General features: G+C 38.6%; 15 protein-coding genes. 10 read left to right on the top strand and 5 right to left on the bottom strand.

The window, feature by feature from the left end:
- Positions 1-33 precede the first annotated feature (33 nt).
- Entirely contained in the window at positions 34-1,983 is a 1,950-nt protein-coding gene (locus tag GYM71_RS09225) for a M13 family metallopeptidase (RefSeq protein ID WP_220220245.1), read from the top strand.
- 143 nt (positions 1,984-2,126) lie between these two features.
- Entirely contained in the window at positions 2,127-4,058 is a 1,932-nt protein-coding gene (locus GYM71_RS09220; protein ID WP_220220244.1) for a P-loop NTPase fold protein, read from the top strand.
- 118 nt (positions 4,059-4,176) lie between these two features.
- On the opposite strand, the gene GYM71_RS09215 is transcribed toward GYM71_RS09220, so the two are convergent.
- From GYM71_RS09215 to GYM71_RS09205, 3 genes are all read right to left on the bottom strand, one after another.
- Complete coding sequence (locus GYM71_RS09215) at positions 4,177-6,213, bottom strand: KUP/HAK/KT family potassium transporter (protein WP_220220243.1); 2,037 nt, start codon at positions 6,211-6,213, stop codon at positions 4,177-4,179.
- A 113-nt stretch (positions 6,214-6,326) separates the two neighbouring features.
- The gene (locus tag GYM71_RS09210; RefSeq protein WP_220220242.1) at positions 6,327-6,761 is read right to left on the bottom strand and encodes a hypothetical protein; all 435 of its coding nucleotides are present in this window, start codon (positions 6,759-6,761) and stop codon (positions 6,327-6,329) included.
- A 293-nt stretch (positions 6,762-7,054) separates the two neighbouring features.
- Positions 7,055-7,939, bottom strand: coding sequence for a hypothetical protein (locus GYM71_RS09205; RefSeq protein ID WP_220220241.1), 885 nt, complete (start codon positions 7,937-7,939; stop codon positions 7,055-7,057).
- Between the two features lie 213 nt (positions 7,940-8,152).
- Between GYM71_RS09205 and GYM71_RS09200 the strand changes: the two genes are divergently transcribed.
- The 8 genes from GYM71_RS09200 to GYM71_RS09165 all read left to right on the top strand — a co-directional run bounded on the left by GYM71_RS09200 (position 8,153) and on the right by GYM71_RS09165 (position 17,139).
- Complete coding sequence (locus tag GYM71_RS09200) at positions 8,153-8,377, top strand: DUF1659 domain-containing protein (RefSeq protein WP_220220240.1); 225 nt, start codon at positions 8,153-8,155, stop codon at positions 8,375-8,377.
- A 51-nt stretch (positions 8,378-8,428) separates the two neighbouring features.
- Complete coding sequence (locus GYM71_RS09195) at positions 8,429-8,713, top strand: DUF2922 domain-containing protein (protein ID WP_220220239.1); 285 nt, start codon at positions 8,429-8,431, stop codon at positions 8,711-8,713.
- Positions 8,714-9,181: 468 nt separating this feature from the next.
- The gene (locus GYM71_RS10380; protein ID WP_244986818.1) at positions 9,182-10,954 is read left to right on the top strand and encodes an SLAP domain-containing protein; all 1,773 of its coding nucleotides are present in this window, start codon (positions 9,182-9,184) and stop codon (positions 10,952-10,954) included.
- Positions 10,955-11,083: 129 nt separating this feature from the next.
- Positions 11,084-11,920, top strand: coding sequence for a hypothetical protein (locus GYM71_RS09185; RefSeq protein WP_220220238.1), 837 nt, complete (start codon positions 11,084-11,086; stop codon positions 11,918-11,920).
- 232 nt (positions 11,921-12,152) lie between these two features.
- The gene (locus GYM71_RS09180) at positions 12,153-12,644 is read left to right on the top strand and encodes a sigma-70 RNA polymerase sigma factor region 4 domain-containing protein (protein ID WP_220220237.1); all 492 of its coding nucleotides are present in this window, start codon (positions 12,153-12,155) and stop codon (positions 12,642-12,644) included.
- A gap of 121 nt (positions 12,645-12,765) precedes the next feature.
- Complete coding sequence (locus GYM71_RS09175; protein ID WP_220220236.1) at positions 12,766-13,992, top strand: SLAP domain-containing protein; 1,227 nt, start codon at positions 12,766-12,768, stop codon at positions 13,990-13,992.
- 40 nt (positions 13,993-14,032) lie between these two features.
- The gene (locus GYM71_RS09170) at positions 14,033-15,160 is read left to right on the top strand and encodes an SLAP domain-containing protein (protein WP_220220235.1); all 1,128 of its coding nucleotides are present in this window, start codon (positions 14,033-14,035) and stop codon (positions 15,158-15,160) included.
- Between the two features lie 149 nt (positions 15,161-15,309).
- On the top strand, positions 15,310-17,139 hold the full coding sequence (locus GYM71_RS09165) for a cation:proton antiporter family protein (protein ID WP_220220234.1): 1,830 nt from the start codon (positions 15,310-15,312) through the stop codon (positions 17,137-17,139).
- Between the two features lie 80 nt (positions 17,140-17,219).
- Here GYM71_RS09165 and GYM71_RS09160 read toward each other — a convergent pair whose 3' ends face one another.
- Positions 17,220-18,188 carry a Gfo/Idh/MocA family protein gene (locus tag GYM71_RS09160; protein WP_220220233.1) on the bottom strand — a complete coding sequence of 323 codons (969 nt, stop codon included), beginning with the start codon at positions 18,186-18,188 and terminating at the stop codon, positions 17,220-17,222.
- A 28-nt stretch (positions 18,189-18,216) separates the two neighbouring features.
- On the bottom strand, positions 18,217-19,008 hold the full coding sequence (locus GYM71_RS09155; protein WP_220220232.1) for a hypothetical protein: 792 nt from the start codon (positions 19,006-19,008) through the stop codon (positions 18,217-18,219).
- Positions 19,009-19,065: the final 57 nt, after the last annotated feature.

The following is a 19,065-nucleotide window of genomic DNA, read 5'->3' as shown; positions in this document are numbered from 1 at the left end:
TTTTAATTTTGAAAAAAAGGAAGGACTCTTTTGATGAATAAATTTTTTGCAGTTCGCGGCGGTGGCGGCAACATCATTGAACCTAAGGTTGGCACAAGACCACAAGACAACCTTTATTTAGCCGTTAACTCAGAATGGATTGAAAAAACTAAAATTCCTGAAGATCGCTCACGAATGGCAGCTTTTGACGGTATTGAGGTGAACGTTGAAAAGCTCTTGATGAAAGATTTTGCTGATTTTGCTTCTGGTAAAAAAGAGGTACCAGATGTACCTAACTTGGATGAAGCAGTCAAACTTTATCAACTTGCATGTGATTTTGATAAGCGTAACAGTGATGGTGCTGAACCAATTGAGTCTGACTTAGCCTTGCTTGATAGTATCAAGGATTTCTCTGATTTCAACCTCAATGCACCGGATCTTTCAACTTTTGCATCATTGCCATTTGTTTTTGATGTTGAACCAGATTTAAAAAATGCGAAAATTAACGGCTTAAACTTTTCTGGTCCTGGTACTTTCCTACCTGACACTACAACTTACCAAACTGATGATGCCGCAAGTTTGCTTGCTATTTTGCAAAAACAATCAGTTAAGTTGCTGGAAATGGCGGGAATGTCTACCAAGAAGGCAGAGAAATACGCAGAAAATGCGATTAAATACGACGCTAAACTTGCAAAGGTAGTTAAGTCCTCAGAAGAATGGGCAGATTACCCAGCTTGCTACAACCCAATGAGTATTGCCGACTTTAAGGCTAAATTTGGTAAATTCCAGATTTCTTATTATCTAAAAGAAATTATTGGTGAAGAGCCTGAACAAATCATTGTTCAAGAGCCTCGTTACTTGGATCACTTTGCTGAATTAGTAAATGAAGATAATTTCGCCGAAATTAAAGGCTGGATGATTGTCAACTTTATTAACGATGTTGCGTCAACATTATCGCAAGAATTCCGTGAAGCTGCATTTCCATTTAGTCAAGCATTATCAGGTCAACCAAAGCTGACTAATGGTGAAAAGCAGGCATACCATATTGCTAATGATACTTTCAGTGAAGTGGTTGGCGTTTACTATGGTAAGACTTACTTTGGTGAGGATGCCAAAAAAGACGTAGAAGACATGATTGACCGGATGCTAACGGTTTATAAGGATCGTCTACGTAATAATGATTGGTTATCTGAAGCAACTAGGAAACAAGCCGTTACTAAAGTTGAAGCTTTGGAACTAAAGATTGGTTATCCAGATAAGGTTGAAGAAATTTACAACCGCTTGAAGGTTATTCCAGCAAGCAAGGGTGGCAGTCTTTACTCAAACGAACGTGCATTTGCCTTGGAAGAGCAAAAGTACAATATTGAACAGCTACATAAAGAAGTTGATCGTTCAATCTGGGCAATGCCGGGCAACTTGGTTAATGCTTGTTATGATCCTACTAGAAACGACCTAACTTTCCCTGCAGCTATCTTACAAGCACCATTTTATGACCTGAAGCAAGACCGTGCTACTAACTTTGGTGGTATTGGTACTGTGATTGCTCACGAAGTTTCTCACGCCTTTGACAACAATGGTGCAAAATTTGATGAGATCGGCAACATGAAGAATTGGTGGACTGATGAGGATTACGCTGAATTCAAGAAGCGTACTCAAGCTGAGATCGATTTGTTCGATGGCATTCAATATGGACCTGTTACCATTAATGGTAAGCAAGTCGTTTCGGAAAATATCGCCGATCAAGGTGGCTTAACCGCCGCAGTTGAAGCAGCTAAGAATGAAAATGATGATCTTAAGAAGTTGTTTGAAAACTTTGCCCGGATTTGGGCCAACAAGCAAATGATTGAGGCAATTAAGAGTCAAACTGCCGTTGATGTGCATGCGCCGGGTCCATTACGTGCTAATGTACAATCACAATGTCAGGATGAATTTTACAAAGTCTTTGACGTTAAGCCTGAAGACGGTATGTGGCTTGATCCTGATAAACGTGTTCATATTTGGTAATTAATATAAAAAGAAGCACTTCTCTGACAAGGGGAGGTGCTTTTTGCTTATAGCTTTTACAGAATGTGAATCAGATATTCAAATCTAATGTAGTAGAATTAAACATAATATAAAAATATGTTTGGTTAACTAAAGAGGATAATATGGGTGAAAAATGGAAAATAGATAAAATAGATACCAGTGATGTTGCAAGAGCTTTTGCTAAAGAACTTAAAGAAGAGCCCAAAACGTATTTTCTTCAAGGAAAATGGGGTAGCGGTAAAACGGAGTATTTGAAAGAAGTGGAAAAAGCAACAGGAAAAAACTTGAAATTTGTATATTTTAAATTGTGGGAACCAAAAAATAAAGCTTCTTTTGGACAAAAATTATATGAATCAATTTTTCCTAATTCATATTGGGTAAAAACTGCTGTGTATGCTTTTTTAATAATCATAGCTGTTGTAGCAGCAACTACTGTATCGACATATACGATTGCTCCATCAATAGCAAGCTCTAGAAAAATAACAGTAATATTGGTTCTTTCCACGCTTATTACAACGTTGATCACATTTTATCAAAATAAATTTTTTGATATAAATAGATTCCTCTTATGGATAGATAAAGCTGTTTTAAAACGTAAAAAACGTCCAAGTGTTTTGATAGTTGATGATTTCGATAGACTAGATATAGAAACACAAGAAGAGCTTTATCTGTTTTTTAATCAGATTAAAGGCAAAATTAGAATAATCTTCGTTGGAGATTGGAATAAAATTGCTAAGAATAATAGTGGATATCTAAGTAAGATAATTGATATGAAAATAGGGCTTCCTATACAGCTACAATCTGAAAATATTGCAAAAATGGTAAATGATAAAATAAAAGAAAAAGTTGAGTATCTAGATAAACCAAATATCAAGTCTGCCAGTGATAAATATACTAGGGACTTTGATTTTACAGATATAGCTGAGTTGTTTGAAAAAGAAAAAAGGACACCAAGGGATGCAAATAAGTACTTAAGTTATGTGGAAAATCAATTAATTTCCAGAAAAAAGCTTGATAAGATTATAATTAATCAAGAATTATATATTATTTATCTTTATTTATTTGAAAGTGAAAAATATGATATGTTGTTAGGCAATTATAAAGAAATCATTGCCAACCCTAAAAAAGGCTCTCAAAACAATAGAATCGATGAATTAATAAAGAGAATTTTAATAACTCCTCAATTACCTGAATTTTCTGGAATGTCATTTGAGAAAATTCCAACCATTTATTTTATTGATGATATAGCAACTAATCATTCTATTGCAGAATTGAAAGAATTTTCAAAGGATGAAAGTAAATTGGTCAAGCTTTTCAATTATGAAAATAGTGAGTCTTCTCGAGAATTTGGATACTTCCTTGAGGATAATAAAAATGAGCCTTATTTACAAGACTATTCGATTATGGCAAAAGCGGCTATTGAATCAACTGCCTCTTCATCCTACAGAGGACCGAATAATTTATTGAGAGAGGTGCTACAAAGAAGAGTAGCACAGCTTTACGATGAAAAAAGCAATTCTGATGAAGATGAATACAAATATATCATTTTGCAGTTCGAAAAAGTTTTTAATGAAATACAAGTAAAGCAAAAGCAAAAAATATCTTCGGGTAACAAACTACATATATTTAGGACATTAATTGAAAGATCTAATTTTGAGAAATTTACCTATGACTCTTATGCTCAAACTTATTTTAAAGATTTAGTAAGAAATACAGAAGAAGAGCAAAACTTTGGTCAGAATAAATTTGACTATGAAGCACTGATTTACGAGTTAGGTTTCAATTATAAACATATAGTTTATTATAAGGTTTACCAGCAAGTCTTTCCATCGATAAGTTCAAAGGTAAAAATAATTGAAAATTTAAATGACGTGAACTATGCATGCTTTTGGGGAATATATTTGGAGCATCCTATTGAATTTGCTTCACAGGTAAAAATTGGTGATTTATCTCAATTTGAAAAATTAAACTTTATGTATAAGGGCAAGGAATATTATAAACATGTTTATAAGCGCTGTCGCTCTGTTATTGAAAATGGTTCTTTGGAGATATAGACTAGTTGTTTTATATCTAAACTAATAAAACTTGCATTTGTAAGTTCAGACATTAACGCCTAAATTATCGAAGATACATAAAAAGGACTGGAGAAGTTAATCTCTAGTCCTTTTCAATTTAGCTATTATCAATTTCTTGGTCTTTTAAATGAGAGTAGTCGCGTGGGGCAACTCGTCTAATATGTAGGTTTTTCTTTGGTCGACCTAGGATTAACGGTACTTGTTCGACTACCGTATCGGTGAATTCAAGGCCAAACCATGAGGCAGGGTTGGATGAAAGATTTTGCAGCCAAATGCGTGCCTTCAAAATCCATTTTTCAAAGCCCTTGAGTTTAGTGAGCGGACTAACAACCTCATTAACGATGACAAATGAGAAATCGCCCACTTTGCGTCCAGGAGTGGTTGTGTATTCTTGTGGCTGCGCCTCGATTGTGCCGTCTTTAATCAGATCCTGCACAATCTGCCTTAAGTAGACGTTAACACTGGTTTGCTTTTTAAAACCTAAGAAAAGTTGAACGTTGATGACGTTTTTAGTGCCATAAGTGTTAACCGCATATTTGGCCGTAAATGGCTCATTCGTAATGTTGACGGAAACGAACCAGTAAGCAGCAGCACGTTTGGGTCGTTTATCCAAAATTGAATAAAGAATTTCGCGCTTAATGAACTTATTGTACTTAACTTTCGCCATGTAGACTAAGTTAGTTGCATAAGTCGGGTAATCATCATCGTGACTTAAGTCTGTCAGCATGTCAGTATATTCATCTAACCGGACATAAGTGCTTGCTCCTTCATGCTTATCGCGAACCCGGTTACCAAAGTACCAGATAAACATAATAACACCGATAAAGCCTGCAATTAAGACGGTAACATAACCGCCGTGCATGAACTTGGTTAAGCTGGAGACAAGGAACATGCCTTCAATAAAGCCGAAAACTACTAAAAAGCACAGGCGTAATAATAGCGGTCTGTTTTTAGAACCCAGATACTCGAATAAGAGCAAAGTAGTCATCAGCATTGTGACCGTGATGGAAAGACCATAGGCCGCTTCCATATGTTCTGAGGTTCTGAAGAAGATAACAATAGCAATTGTTGCCACACAGATCATCTTGTTAACAGATGGAATATAAATCTGACCGTGCTCGGTTGTTGGATAATTAATTTTCATCCGTGGCAAAAACTTCAGTCCACTGGCTTCGGAAACAAGCGTGAATGAACCAGTGATTAAGGCTTGCGATGCTATGATCGCCGCAATTGTTGCCAAAATAATCGCGAATAACCGCAGACTACTTGGAACAGCTTCAAAGAACGGATTGAGTTCAGTGCCGTGAGCTTGGTAGTGCGGATTTTGTAAAATCCAGACGCCTTGGCCAAGATAGTTTAATGACAGGCAAAGAAAAACATATGGCCATGAGCCACGAATATTGCCCTTGCCGACATGACCAACATCGGAATATAGGGCTTCGGCACCAGTTGTTGCCAGGAAAATAGAACCGAGGATAAAAATACCAGCCTTGTTAGCTGGGCTAAATAAAATCTTGATTGCCCAAACTGGGTTAAGGGCTTCAAGAATTGACCAGTCATTGGCCATATTCAAGACGCCGATTATCCCTAAGAAGGTGAACCAGACAAACATAATTGGTCCAAAAGCTTTTCCAATGCTGCTAGTTCCGAGCATCTGAATCGAAAATAGTACCAGCAAAATTGCGATTGTAATAATGATGACGGAATTTTGGTTGGGCACCGGGATGCTAGAACCAAAACGCATGTTTTTCAACCCCTCGATTGAGGTCGTAACCGTCACGGCTGGGGTTAGCGTTCCGTCAGCCAGCAGTGCGGCTCCTCCGATTAATGCCGGCATTACCAGCCATTTAGCTCGTTTACGAACTAAAGCATACAGGGCGAAGATCCCGCCTTCACCACGGTTGGTTGCTCTTAACGCAATCAGCACGTACTTGACAGTCGTCAGCAATGTGACTGTCCAAAAAATTAAAGAAATTGAACCCAAAATCAATTCACGGTTAACGTTAGCTATTCCGCCGTTACCGTTCACGATTGACTTCATTACGTAGAGTGGACTAGTTCCGATATCCCCGTAAACGATTCCGATCGTGATTAGCAGACCAGCTGCCGAAATCCGTTTCTTTTTCTGATTCATAGTAATCTCGTACTCCCATAGATTTATTAATATTTTAAAGTAAAAAAGAATGTCAATTGGCATTCTCTTTTAAGTATCTATTTTGTTCTTTTTTTAATAATAGTACAAGTAAATTATGATAAAGAAGTAGAAATATTATCACGCCGATCTTCATACCAGTTATCCCAGTCTTTGTATGAGGTCATCTTTTCAGGCTCAACATTGTCCTGCTTAACAATCTCATCAACAATACTCTGGAAGTTACTTGCATGGTATTGCAGAGCGTGTTTAACTAATTCTCTACGACCAAAATTAATGTTATCAATCACGTAGTGGTTAATGTCAACCATGTTTGAATTGACGTCATACATGTTCATGATTTCCAAGTCGCGTTGATTAAATTTAGCAATATAGAAGTCAGTGAAAACCTTCAAATAGTCTGGTTGTTCGTCAAATTCTTCATCGGGCATCGTTGTCCATTCAGCATCTGGCATGACAACCTTGAGGTCTTCATTTTCTTGTTCTTGTTCATTATCTTGCTCTTTGATATTATTTTCTTTTTCAGTCAAAGCAGACACTCCTTTAATAAAAATAGGAAACGTGAAAGTCAATAGTCATTTTACAGAGTTTAGGCTGTAAAAGCAACTATTGTAACGATTTGTACATAAATAGTAAATCTTTTTGCTCGTTTAGCTAGGAAAATTATAGCATCTTTTGTAGCACCAATTAAAGTGGGGCCGGTTTGTTCAAATAAAAATCGTCCAGCCAGTTATGGCAACGGACGATTTTTAAATTAAGCTATGTAAGTGCTAGTTAAAGCACCAACTTATTAATTTTTTGAGGAAAGCTACATGATTGGTGATTACGGTTTAAGGTAATCTGCGACATCAGATTTAGTAATCTTAGATGGTTTACTGCGGCCAGATTTGCGGTAAAGGTCGATCAAATCTTGGGGACTAAACGACATTCCGTCATAACCAAGTTTGGTTACTCTTTTACGCAATTGGCTAATTTGATTGTTAGTAACCGTCTTACCGTGAACTTTATGGTCGCCCACAGCACCTTCACCGGTCTTGCCGGCATTACCAGTATCTTGATTTTGCTTTGCTGAGTTTGAGTTTGAACTTGAGCGATAACTTCTCGTTAAAGCACCCGCACCATTATCATTTTCGTCGGCAAGCTTCTTATTCTTATCAACACCCTTTTTAGCCTGCTTCTTGTATTTGGCATAGTATTGACCGTTGATGTAAGGCAAATCTAACACCCTTTGGTATTGGTCAATTGCCTGCAGATATTGCTTACCATCTTCAGCTTGCTTGGCATTATCAAAAATCGGCTTGATCTCGTTTTCGTAGTTATCTTGCACATCTTTAATAGTAGTTTTTAATTTGCGCCCCTGTTTAGTTAAGGTAGCGTAGCCATTATTTGCAGTAACTACATTATTGACGTTAGTCAGTGCATCATCGTACTTGCCATCTTTAGTTGCGCTAATTGCCGAAAGCATATTATCTGCTTGGCTCTTATAGGCTTTAGCCTGGGCAGTTTTCTTAATGCCAAGTGCTTTATCAAAGGCGCTGCTTGCCTTGGAATAATTCTTATCAGCAACTGCATCTTTACCTTGCTGCATTGCACTGTTATATGAAGCATCAACTTGATTGCTATTGGATTTTTGGGTTGCGTAAAAGACGCCACCACCGATAGCAATAATTACTACTGCAACAATCGTCCAAATCGTAGATTTTTTCATAATCGGAATTTGTCCTCCTTATTAATATTCATACTAATTATAGATGGTTTAGGGTATTTTGACTACTGATGCACGTTTTTAAGGCGTTAGAAACAACTTTTTTAGTAAATTTGTTACACTTTGGCGTTTCAATTCGTTAGTAATAGTGTAAGACATCTAGCGCGCGGATAGCTTACAGCAAGTTTTAGAGTTAACTAAGAAAGGCTACTGATAATGAGTTTCGAATTACTAGACCAATCAATCCAATATAGTTTTTACAATCCTAAATATGGTAAAGAAAAAACCAAGTCGCGAATTTTTCGTAATCTGAAAAAAGGTGCCTCTGCTGCGGGGCTTGCCAAGGTGGGGGATGCACTGGCAATCTTGCAAGGGGATGACCTAATAGCGGCAACACTGATTCAGAAACAAGCAATTCCATTAATTGAAGAAGGTAACTAAAGTCAGTCGAAGAGATATCTATATATAGGAAAGAAGAGGAAAATAGTTAAGATGGTAACCAGAACAAAGACCTTACAATTAGTATTTTTAAACGGCAAAGCTAAAAAGGTTAACTTAACCGTGCAAAATGTGGCAGATGATCTTGATTCAGAGACAGTTAAGACAGCAATGACGACAATTGCGCAAGCAGATGCTTTTGCAAAAGAGGGGGTGGATCTCTATCAGGTTCCTCAGTCTGCTTCATATGTTGAACGAGTTGTTACTAACTTGTTCGATAATTCTGCAGCTGAATCTAAGCAGTCTGCAGCTGGCGGAAGTATTAGAGCGAATCATTAGTAAAATTAAGCAGCTATTTAATTAGCATAAGCAAGTTTAATGAAAAGTCATCGCGAGGTGACTTTTTCTTTTTGTTATTATTTTGTAAAATTTTTGTTGTATAAAACAAGTTATTTGACTTTATTGAAGTTCAAAAGCCCCCAATTAATTGATGTATTAGTGTTTAGCAATCATGAAAAAAATTACATTTTTAACGTGAAGCTGTAAGCGTTTATTACAAAAGTGTGTAAAATAACTCCGCGCCTTGCAATTTGAGACAAAGGTAGGTACAATATGAAATGTGGTAAGTAATAGCTATGCTTCAGGTTCGATTGCCTGTACGCATGCGCGTTCTTCAGCCTGAAAGCTACCTCATAAGAGTTATAAACTTATGAATTCGGCTTGAAGGATGTTGTAACAATGTAGGCTCAATCCGACTGAACCTATAGCCTATTACTATTTTGTATATACACAAGGAGGAAAGACCACATGAAGAAAAATTTAAGAATTGTTAGTGCTGCTGCAGCTGCATTATTAGCCGTTGCACCAGTTGCTGCAACTAGTGTATCAACTGCATTTGCCGCAACAGGTGATGTTACTATTAAGCCTGGAACTACTAATACAACTTCAAGCACTACTTTTGGAGTAAAAGTTCTTTTGAACAACCCTGGTGCCATTGTAGCTGGAAATAGTGTATCTGCTTTAAAGGCTACTGTACAATCAGATAATGGTGAAGTAGATCTTACTAATAGTACTAGTCAAGTCTACGCTGCAGATCAATTTGATACTACTGGTGGTAAAAAGGTATTGAAATCAAATGCTTCGGCAGCAGCTACTTTTGCAGATGGTGTTACATATTACGTTGTAGTTAAAGGCTTTTCAATTAAGGGCTTGACTCCAAATACTAAGTACACTATTAATGGTACTGAAGTCACAACTTCTAATAATGGTTATGCATACTTTGATTCTTTAATAAGTGATGATGGTATTACAGTATCAAAAACGGCTAAGCAAGGTGCCCCATATGTTGTAGATAAGTCTAAGCCAACTAATCCAGTAGCTACCTCAGGTTCAGTAGACCTTAATGGTATTTACACTGTATCAGCTATTAAAGATGCTATTACTACAAAATATGGTGTAAATACAACAGCTGGAAATTCTGATACTTCAGCTAAAGGTGACTGGAAAGACCTTACTGGTGATATTAAGGCTGGTCTTCAAGCAGCAGGTGTTACTGTAAATGCTGATGACAGTTTTGCAAAACCAGCTGCACCATTTACTTTTACTGCAAACTTACTTGCAAATAATGGTAAGACTGGAACTTTTGCAATTACTGTTAACCCAGAATCAACTACGGGTGACATTACTTATCCAACGATTTCATTCAAGAATGGTGCGGGCAAGTTTGGTCCAAATCAAACTGTTGAAGTTGGAGATGCTAGTTGGAACTATGTTCCAGTTAATGGCGTAGTAAATGTTGATGCTATCAAGGCTGACTTCTCTGCAAAAGTTAGTGGCTTAGATGCAACTCCTCTTGCTACATCTGTAGATATTAGTAAGGTTAACACTAAGGTTGCTGGTAAGTACCCAGTTACTGTAAGTGCAACTAATGCTGATGGTAAGACTACCAGAGTTACATTCCAATTAACTGTTGGTGTTAAGGGTGCTACTTACAAGACTGTTCAATCAGATGGTGATGTTCCAGTTTACAAGATTGAAGGTAACAACGTAACTGACACTAAGACTACTGTTAAGAACGGTGACCAAATTGCTGTCTTTGGTGACGCAATCAAGGTTGGCGACAAGTCATACACTCGTATTAACAGTGCTGACTCAAACCTTTACGTAGAAACTAAGTATGTTGACGGTTCATTCAAGCCTGCTGAAAAGACTTCTAAGACTGTTATGCACAATGCTTACATCTACGACAAGGACCACAAGCGTGTTGGTACTAAGACTTTAGCAGCTTACACTAAGGTTGACGTTCTTGGCGCAACTACTAAGCTTGCTGATGGTAGCTTGGTATACCAAATTGGTGACAACCAATACGTAATGGCTGACAACATTGATGGTACTGTTCGTACTTTATCTCACAACGCTTACGTATACAAGACCAGCAAGAAACGTGCTGACAGCCGTGTATTACGCAAGGGTGCTAAGGTAACTACTTACGGCTCACCTTACACATTCAAGAATGGTAAGGCTTACTACCGTATCGGTGGCCCAAGCAAGCAATACGTTAAGGTTGCTAACTTTAACTAATTCTCATTAGTTAATTACAGGAAACGGAAACGACTATGTCGCTTCCGTTTTTTGTTTGCTTTTCTATGAAAGCGATAACTTTTAAGGTATAATCATATATATTAAAGCCAATAGAAAAGGAAACTAGCAATGAAAGAATGTGAGCATTACAACCTCCCGCAAGGTCAAGAATACCGTGTCTGGTCAAAAGCTATCCTGCGGCAGAAAGTCGGTCATGATCAGGTCTTAAATGATTATCTTGTCGAAGATGAGCATTATTCGATCAATCAAAAAACTTTGGCACTTTATGACTTTCAGCAAAAGCCTTTGCTTGGAAAGTATAAAAGCGTCATCTTTGATAATCAGGCTGGCATTATTCTCAGCTATAACAGCACCCGATCACTTTTCACTTCCTTTAGTAAGGAATGCTTATTAGCTGGGTTAGAATTTCAGCGGGAGTTTGCCCGTAAGATTAACCTAAAAAATCATAATACGATTGCAACGGGCCGGTTGGCTTACTTTTCTACTCGAAGCTACAATTCAGGCAATATTGATTGGGTTGCCTTACATCAGATGGTAGCTTTTCAACCTCTTAACCTGTCGGCTGTTGCTTTTAAGACCGTTTCCTATGGTGATTCTGATTACATTTTTGCTTTTGACAATTGCAGTCGTTATATTCGTGAGCAAATTGTTAACGGATTATTTTATAATCATGCTCTTTATCAGCTCGCATCTGTTCATTTGGAACGTATTTTGGGTTGGCACGTGATGGCAACTAAAGGAAAGTCGTTAATTGATCAGCCAGAATACTTTCATCCCCACGAGCCATTGACTAACCTTTCCTTGAAACATATCTTGGCGAATTTACTAGATAAGAAACAACAACGTTATGGTCATTATTTGGCTAATTTTTATGAGTTTCCTGAACTGGTTGAATCTCACCGTATTATTCGGCAAATAAGCCAGAGACCAGATACGCTTTATTAAGAAGAACCCGAATCTAAGTTGATTTGGGCTTTTTTTTCATCTTTTTTCAGCCATTACCCAGCTTAAGAATACGCTTACATTAAAATAAAAATAATTATATTAGTTTAATAAGTTCGCTATTATACTAACCCTGATGATCCCTTTTATTAGCTTTTTTATTTTGCGCCTAAATTGCTAATCTAAACATGCACAAGCGCTTGTGACACTCACAATAAAGGAAAAGGTCACAACAATGAAAATCAATCATCAAGCATTTATTACAGCATGGGAAAATCAAAAATTAGTTAGAGGCGCCATTAAGTGTGCTCACGTCAGACAGGACTATACTAACTATGAAGACTTTCTGCAAGAAGGACTATTAATTTATGCGCAAATATTAACCGAACAGGTTAATTTGCCGCGTAAAGAGGTCGATCGCCTTAGCTTTCGGAAAGTTCTCTGGCATACGGTTGACTTATTGCGCCAAGATAAGCGACATAATGAACAACAGACAAGTCTCGTAACTAGACAAGAAATTAGTCAAATCAGTCATTGGGATAACCTAATTACGTTACAAAAAGAGGTTACCAAAATGTCAGCTTTAGAACAGCAGATTTTTGTGCAGCATTTACTATTGCAAAAACCAGTTAGCCAGTTGGCTAGCGAGCTGAAGGTCAGCCGCGTTCAATTACAGCGCGTTAAGAAGAACCTTTTACAAAATCTGCGGGTAATTTTGGAACGTTAAATTACTACTTGTAACAAATGTCTGTCTATATTACTTTTTGACTACAAATAAACAGCATCTATTGTTTATCAGGCAATTGCTCGTTACAATAAAGATGTCGATTAAGGAGGAAATTATTTTTATGAAAAGAAGACTTATCACTGGTTTTTCAGCTGCAGTTCTTGCTGCATCGGCTGTTATTCCGGTTACCAACAACTTAATTGCCGCTTCGCCAGCGCGGGCTGAGAAGGTTTCAGCAGCGACAGTGAGTGAGACAACTTTTTTAAATACTGCTGTTAGCCAGGCACAAAAGGTCGCTAAGAAGTATGGCTTGTACCCATCTGTGATGATTGCTCAGGCAATCGTTGAATCAAATTGGGGTCAATCAGGCTTAGCGGTTAATGCCAATAATCTCTTTGGCATGAAAGCTGATGATAAGTGGCCGGGTGCTGTTTATTCCGCTAAGACGCGTGAAGAAGATAAGAATGGCAAGAGCTACTACGTGGTTGCTAAATTTAGAAAGTACAACAATTACCAGGAGTCATTTGATGATAATGGTAATAAATTGCGTAATGGTGTTTCTTGGCAACCCGACCGTTATCAAGGTGCGTGGCTTGAGAATGCCGCTTCCTATACTGATGCAACTAAGGCCCTGACAGGTACCTACGCAACAGCTAATAATTACAATACAATTTTAAACACTAGAATAACCTCCAGCAATTTGACACAGTATGACCCGAAGATTTCCAACGCTTCGAAGTCTTATGTGGTTAAAAAATCAGGCGCAACTTATGCCTGGCCAACTGACCACTCAGTTTCTGCGAAGACTGACTCTGTTAACAAGGGCGATGCCGTCACTGTTACTAAGACAATTACCTTTTATAACGGCAGAAAGCGGATGTACATTTCTGGTAAGGGCTGGGTTAACGACACTTTACTAGATGCAGGCAGTGCATTGCCACCAGCTTCACAGGCTCCTAAGGGCGATGAGAAAGTTAACAAGACTTTGATGCATAACTCATTTGTCTATAATGATAAAGGCAAGCGCGTCAAGGGTATGAAGGCTCTTAAGTCAGGTGACGAAGGAAAGGTAATTGCCACTTACGGCACCAAAACAATCAATGGTAAGAAATATTACCGTATTGGCGAAGATCAATATATTGCGTGTGGCAATATTGATGGTACCTTTAGAACTTTGAAGAAGAATGCCTTTGTTTATAATGATTACGGCAACCGTGACAATAAGAAGGTCATGAAGAAGAATAAATCAGTAGCAACTTATGGTGCTGCGATTAACATTTATGGTAAGAAATATTACCGCATTGGCATTCACCAATACATTAAAAAAGCTAACTTTAAAGTTGAATAATAGTTTTTAACAAATAGAAATGAGGAATGAACGTTTAGCAATGAAGATCAAGAAACTAATAACTACTATTGCTATCGGAGTAGGTTTAGTTGCTCCTGTTGTTAATATTAATCAGCCGCGTGCAGTTGAGGCGGCTTCAATCAATTCAATTGCCAAGCAAAATAGCTATGTTGGCGAAACTTACTTGTATAAAATGCTGCAAACAGCCAATATTAGGTACAATAAGTTTTATGCTAACGGCAACATTATTCGGTACAGAAAGGGTAAGCCAGAAGGAATCGTAATTCATGAGACCGCAACACCGAATGCTTCTGCTTACAATGAAGCCATTTACTTTAACCGTGAATGGATGAACATGTACTCATATGTCCACGCCTTTGTCGACAGCAAGCAAGTTATCCAAATGATGACGCCAAATTATGGTGTCTGGGGTGCTGGTGCTGTTGCCAACAACCGTTTTATTCAAATTGAACTATGTGAAGAAAATACGCGGGCAAATTTTGCTAAAAGTGTCAGCAATGATGCTATTTATGCTGCTAAGTTGCTTCATCGTTATGGCATTACGCCGGTTAATGCCTCCAATACTGGCCAGGGAACGATCTGGTCACACCACGCCGTTTCACGCTTTTTAGGCGGAACCAATCACACTGACCCTGATGGTTACTTCGCTAAGTGGGGCTATTCCATGAATGACTTCTTTGCTTTGCTCAAGTATTACTATAATTTGCAAGCAGGAGATACTGCAGCAGAGGCCCCAACTGATACTTCAGCTAGCGATTCAACCGCTGGTGACAATGTTTCGCAAGCACCAACAGGGAAGAAGACTTTGATGCACGATGCTTATGTTTACGATGAACAAGGCAATCGTACTAATGCGGAATTAAAGACTGCTGGAACGGACGTGACCGTTGCGCAAGAAAAGGTAATTAACGGCAGAAAGTACTTGCAGATTGGTGAAAATCAATATGTCGTTGCAAGTAACATTCTGGGTACTGAACGGGTATTGTCACATAATGCTTATATTTATGACACTACCGGTCTTCGGGCGGATAATTCCAAGCTGCTGCGCGGTGCAAAAGTGCGGACTTATGGTGGCCGGGTTAACATCAACGGCTCCATGTATTACCCAATTAGTGCTACCCGCTTTGTTAAAGTAGCCAATTTCTAATTAAAATAGATTAAGTTCATGATCTTGGATCATGAACTTTTTTTATGCAAAAAAATAATGATCAGTCTAAGATAATGGTAGAAGCAGTGCTTTTAATTACAGGTGTTATCGAGTATAATCTTCACAGTGTTTAAGGAGGGCAACTTTGCATGGCTCAGTTATCTTTATTTCTCGTTATCTTATTTGCGTTAATTGTGCCGCTGTTAATGGCTAAATTAAGGGTTAACGCGGTGCCGACTGCAATTGCGGAAATTATCGTGGGGATCCTTTTAGGAGCTAGTGGCTTCAATGTGGTCGGAGTGACACATGATTTATCCTTTTTATCGAACCTAGGCGTGATTCTGTTAATCTTTTTGTCCGGCATGGAAATCGATTTTAACTTATTAAAACCACATCAGGGCAAAAAGAAAAATAAGCAAGCAGTTAATCCAATGCGGATTGCGGTTGGCTCATTTTTAAGTATTAGCGTGGTGGCCGTCTTCTTAGGTTGGTTATTAAAGTGGTTTGGTTTATTTAATGATGTTGCACTGGCGGCAATTATTTTTATGACCATTGCTTTAGGCGTGGTGATTGCTACACTAAAGGAAAAAGATATTTTGCGCCGACCAATCGGGCAGACAATTTTACTAACAGCAGTTTTAGGCGAAGTAATTCCTTTGATGCTCTTAACCATTTATGCCGCTGTCAACGGCGGCAACACCAAGCAGCTGTGGCTGATCATTCTACTGTTCATGGCTGCGATTGTTTTACTCTGGCGTTCGAAACGGCTATACCTTTGGTTCAATGACGTTACTAAAAATACGACGCAGCTAGATATTCGACTGGCATTCTTTCTGATTTTTGCGCTTGTGACGGTGGCTGAAAAAGTGGGCGTGGAAAATATTTTGGGTGCCTTCTTGGCGGGGATAGTGATGAAATTGTTAGAGCCAAGTCATGAGACTAAAGATAAGCTAACATCAATCGGCTATGGTTTCTTTATTCCCATTTTCTTTATTATGACGGGGGTTAAGCTCAATTTACGGTCTCTTCTGGCGCATCCCCGGTCATTAACATTACTGCCCGTCTTAGTCGTCTTCTTGTTGATTGCCAAGTTACCGGTCGTTTTAATTTATGCTAAAAAGTTTGGCTATCGTAATGGGTTAGCTGGCGGTGTCCTTAGTGCAACGACAATTACGATTGTTTTGCCTACCTTGGCAGTAGCACGTAAGTTGCGGGTCATTACCTCGCTGCAATCTGATGTCTTTATTCTGGCAGCGGTTATTGTCTGCATCTTTTGCCCCGTGATCTTCAATGCGATTTTTAAATTGCAGCCTGAAGACCGGATTAAAGAAAAAGTGGTGCTTGTCGGGGCAACCGCTCTGACCGTACCAGTTTTACTTGATTTACATGATAAATGGTACTCGGTCAAGATGATGACTAGTGATGAGGAAGACTATAATCTGTATAAAAGTCGTGTTCCCAGTTTGGATTTATTACCCGAACTAACTGAAGCTGAACTAGAACAAAATGGTGCATTTAACGGCAATATTTTTGTTGCAGCATTAATGTCAGATAAGGAAAACTTGCGCTTAGCTAAATTAGCACGGCAAAAAGGCGACTTTAAGCGAATCATTGTTTGTCAGAAGCGAATGGCAAATGAGGAAGCGGCGCAATTGGCGGAAAAAGGAATCGAAATTTTTAATCTCGGCAACGTCAGTGCAGCTTTATTACGTGCATTAATTGAGTCACCTGCTGTTTACCGGGTTTTAACTGATACCAAGAATGCACTATATTCAGTAGTAGTGCGCAACACTCATTATACGGGACGGCAATTAGCTGACTGGGATGTGGCACATGATATCACGGTCGATCGCATTCACCGCGGGCAAGAATGGCTTGTTCCGCATGGTTATTCAGTTATTGAAGAAGGCGATGAACTGATTTTTTCGGCCAAATCACAGGCAGCTGACCGGGTGCGCAAGGTAATCGGTCGCAAATAAATTAAAAAGCAAAAATAACCATCTTGAAAGCTTGCACGCTTCAAGGTGGTTATTTTACTTGGACATGTTAGTGTCAGTGTTTAGTTTTTAACTGATGCTTTAGCTTGGGCTAAAACATCCATTACTGCCATGCTGTGGTCATACAGCTTATTAGCTTCTGCCACATCACGATGGTCAATAATATCTACGAAAGCCGCAAATTCGCTGGCCATCCGGTGCTCGTATTGATTAAAGTTAAACTTATCGGTATCGCCACCCCGATTGTCAACGGTGAAGTTAGCGAGTACACCAGTTGAACCATCAAAATAGATCGTTCCGTTTTCACCTTCAATAAAAGACCGCGGGTTAGTGTAGCAATCCTTAGAGGCAATTAGGGTAGCCTGCTTGTCGCTGTACGTCATCACGAGAATACCGGATGTATCAATCCCTTTTTGCATTACCGGGTAATATTGAACCGCTTGGGGTTTGCCAAAAAGGCCAACGGCTAAATGAATGTTGTAGATATTCAGATCCATTAACGTCCCGCCATCCTTAGCAGGATCAAAGACAGGAGCGATTTTGCCTTTTAAGAAGTCATCATAGCGGCTGGAATATTGGGTATAATTTAACGCAATAATATGAATTGGGGCAATTTTTTTAAGTGCCTTTTTGATCGCCTGGAAGTTGCCTAAATGAATATTGGTGATTGCCTCGACAATGATTACGTTGTGTTCATCAGCAATCTTTTTGAGTTCCTTAGCCTCAGCCACTGTTGACACGTAAGGCTTCTCACAAATGACATTTTTGCCATTCTCAATTGCTTGCTTAACCACTTCGTAGTGAAGCGAGTTAGGCACAGCTACATACACGGTATCGACGTTGGGGTCGCGGAATAAAAGATTATTATCCGCAAAAACTTCCTTGATGCCGTATTGTTTAGCTAGATCGCGTGCGATTGCCTGACTTCGTTTAGTAGTTGAAATTGCTGCTAATTCTAGGTTCTCAATCTTATCCGCTGTCGTTAAAAAGTCATGAACAATATTGCCACTGCCGATAATCCCAAGTTTCATAATATTAGCTCCCACATGATAAAAATAATTACTTATTTGCGTCAACGTCAGCAGGTTTAGCTGCTTTCTTAACGTCATCTGGTACGGCCAAATTAGCGTATTCACCCAAATGGCTAACCTTAAACGTTATTTTGACTGTTGCCACTTTAATTATGACATATTTGGCGCTTGACTTCGAGTCGATCAGATGATCATCTTGCAGGCGATAGGTAGCGTAAATTGTGCCTAACTTAGTATGCTTGTTCAAGTATCTTAGTTCTTTTTTGCTAAACTTCACGCCGCTAGCTGTGCGAGCTATTTTAAGTCCAGTTTTGTAAGCTTGCTTGCCGTTAAGCGCCGTTTTTAAAGTATAAGTACCATTTTTCTGACTGAATTTACCTTTTTGGAGTAATTGGTCAACGTTGATGGTCTTAGCAATGCTACTTGTCAATTGGTCATTTTGACTGCTATTGAGAGGCTGGTATTCCCATTGATCGCCAAGATATGTATAGAGGCGATTTTCTTTTCCATCTGCCCAAACTTCAATCTTTTTCGACTTGCCAGCTTTAGCAGTCGGAGCATAACCACTCATGTGGGCTACATTTTGGTTGAAGCCACCTGTAAGGCTAAATGCTGTAACGTTAATCTTTTTACCTTTTTTTAGGTGGGGCTTGATAGATACCGTAAAATCAAGCTGACCGTTGGTCTGGTTATTTTGCTTAATGATGTCGATGGCCTGTTGTTTATCTAAAGCTGCCGCAACAGGTTTGGCTTGGGTAATGCCACCGGCCAATAAACTAAAGCTTAGTAAAATACTGGTAATAATTTTTTTAACTTTCATTTTATTTCTCCTTATAAAAAACTGCTAAAGATTGCTTTTAAGGTCAAAACTTAGTGG

It is taken from the genome of Lactobacillus panisapium (genome assembly GCF_019469265.1).
GTDB classification, from domain to species: Bacteria; Bacillota; Bacilli; order Lactobacillales; family Lactobacillaceae; genus Lactobacillus; species Lactobacillus panisapium.
This window is presented reverse-complemented; position numbering and strand designations above follow the sequence as displayed.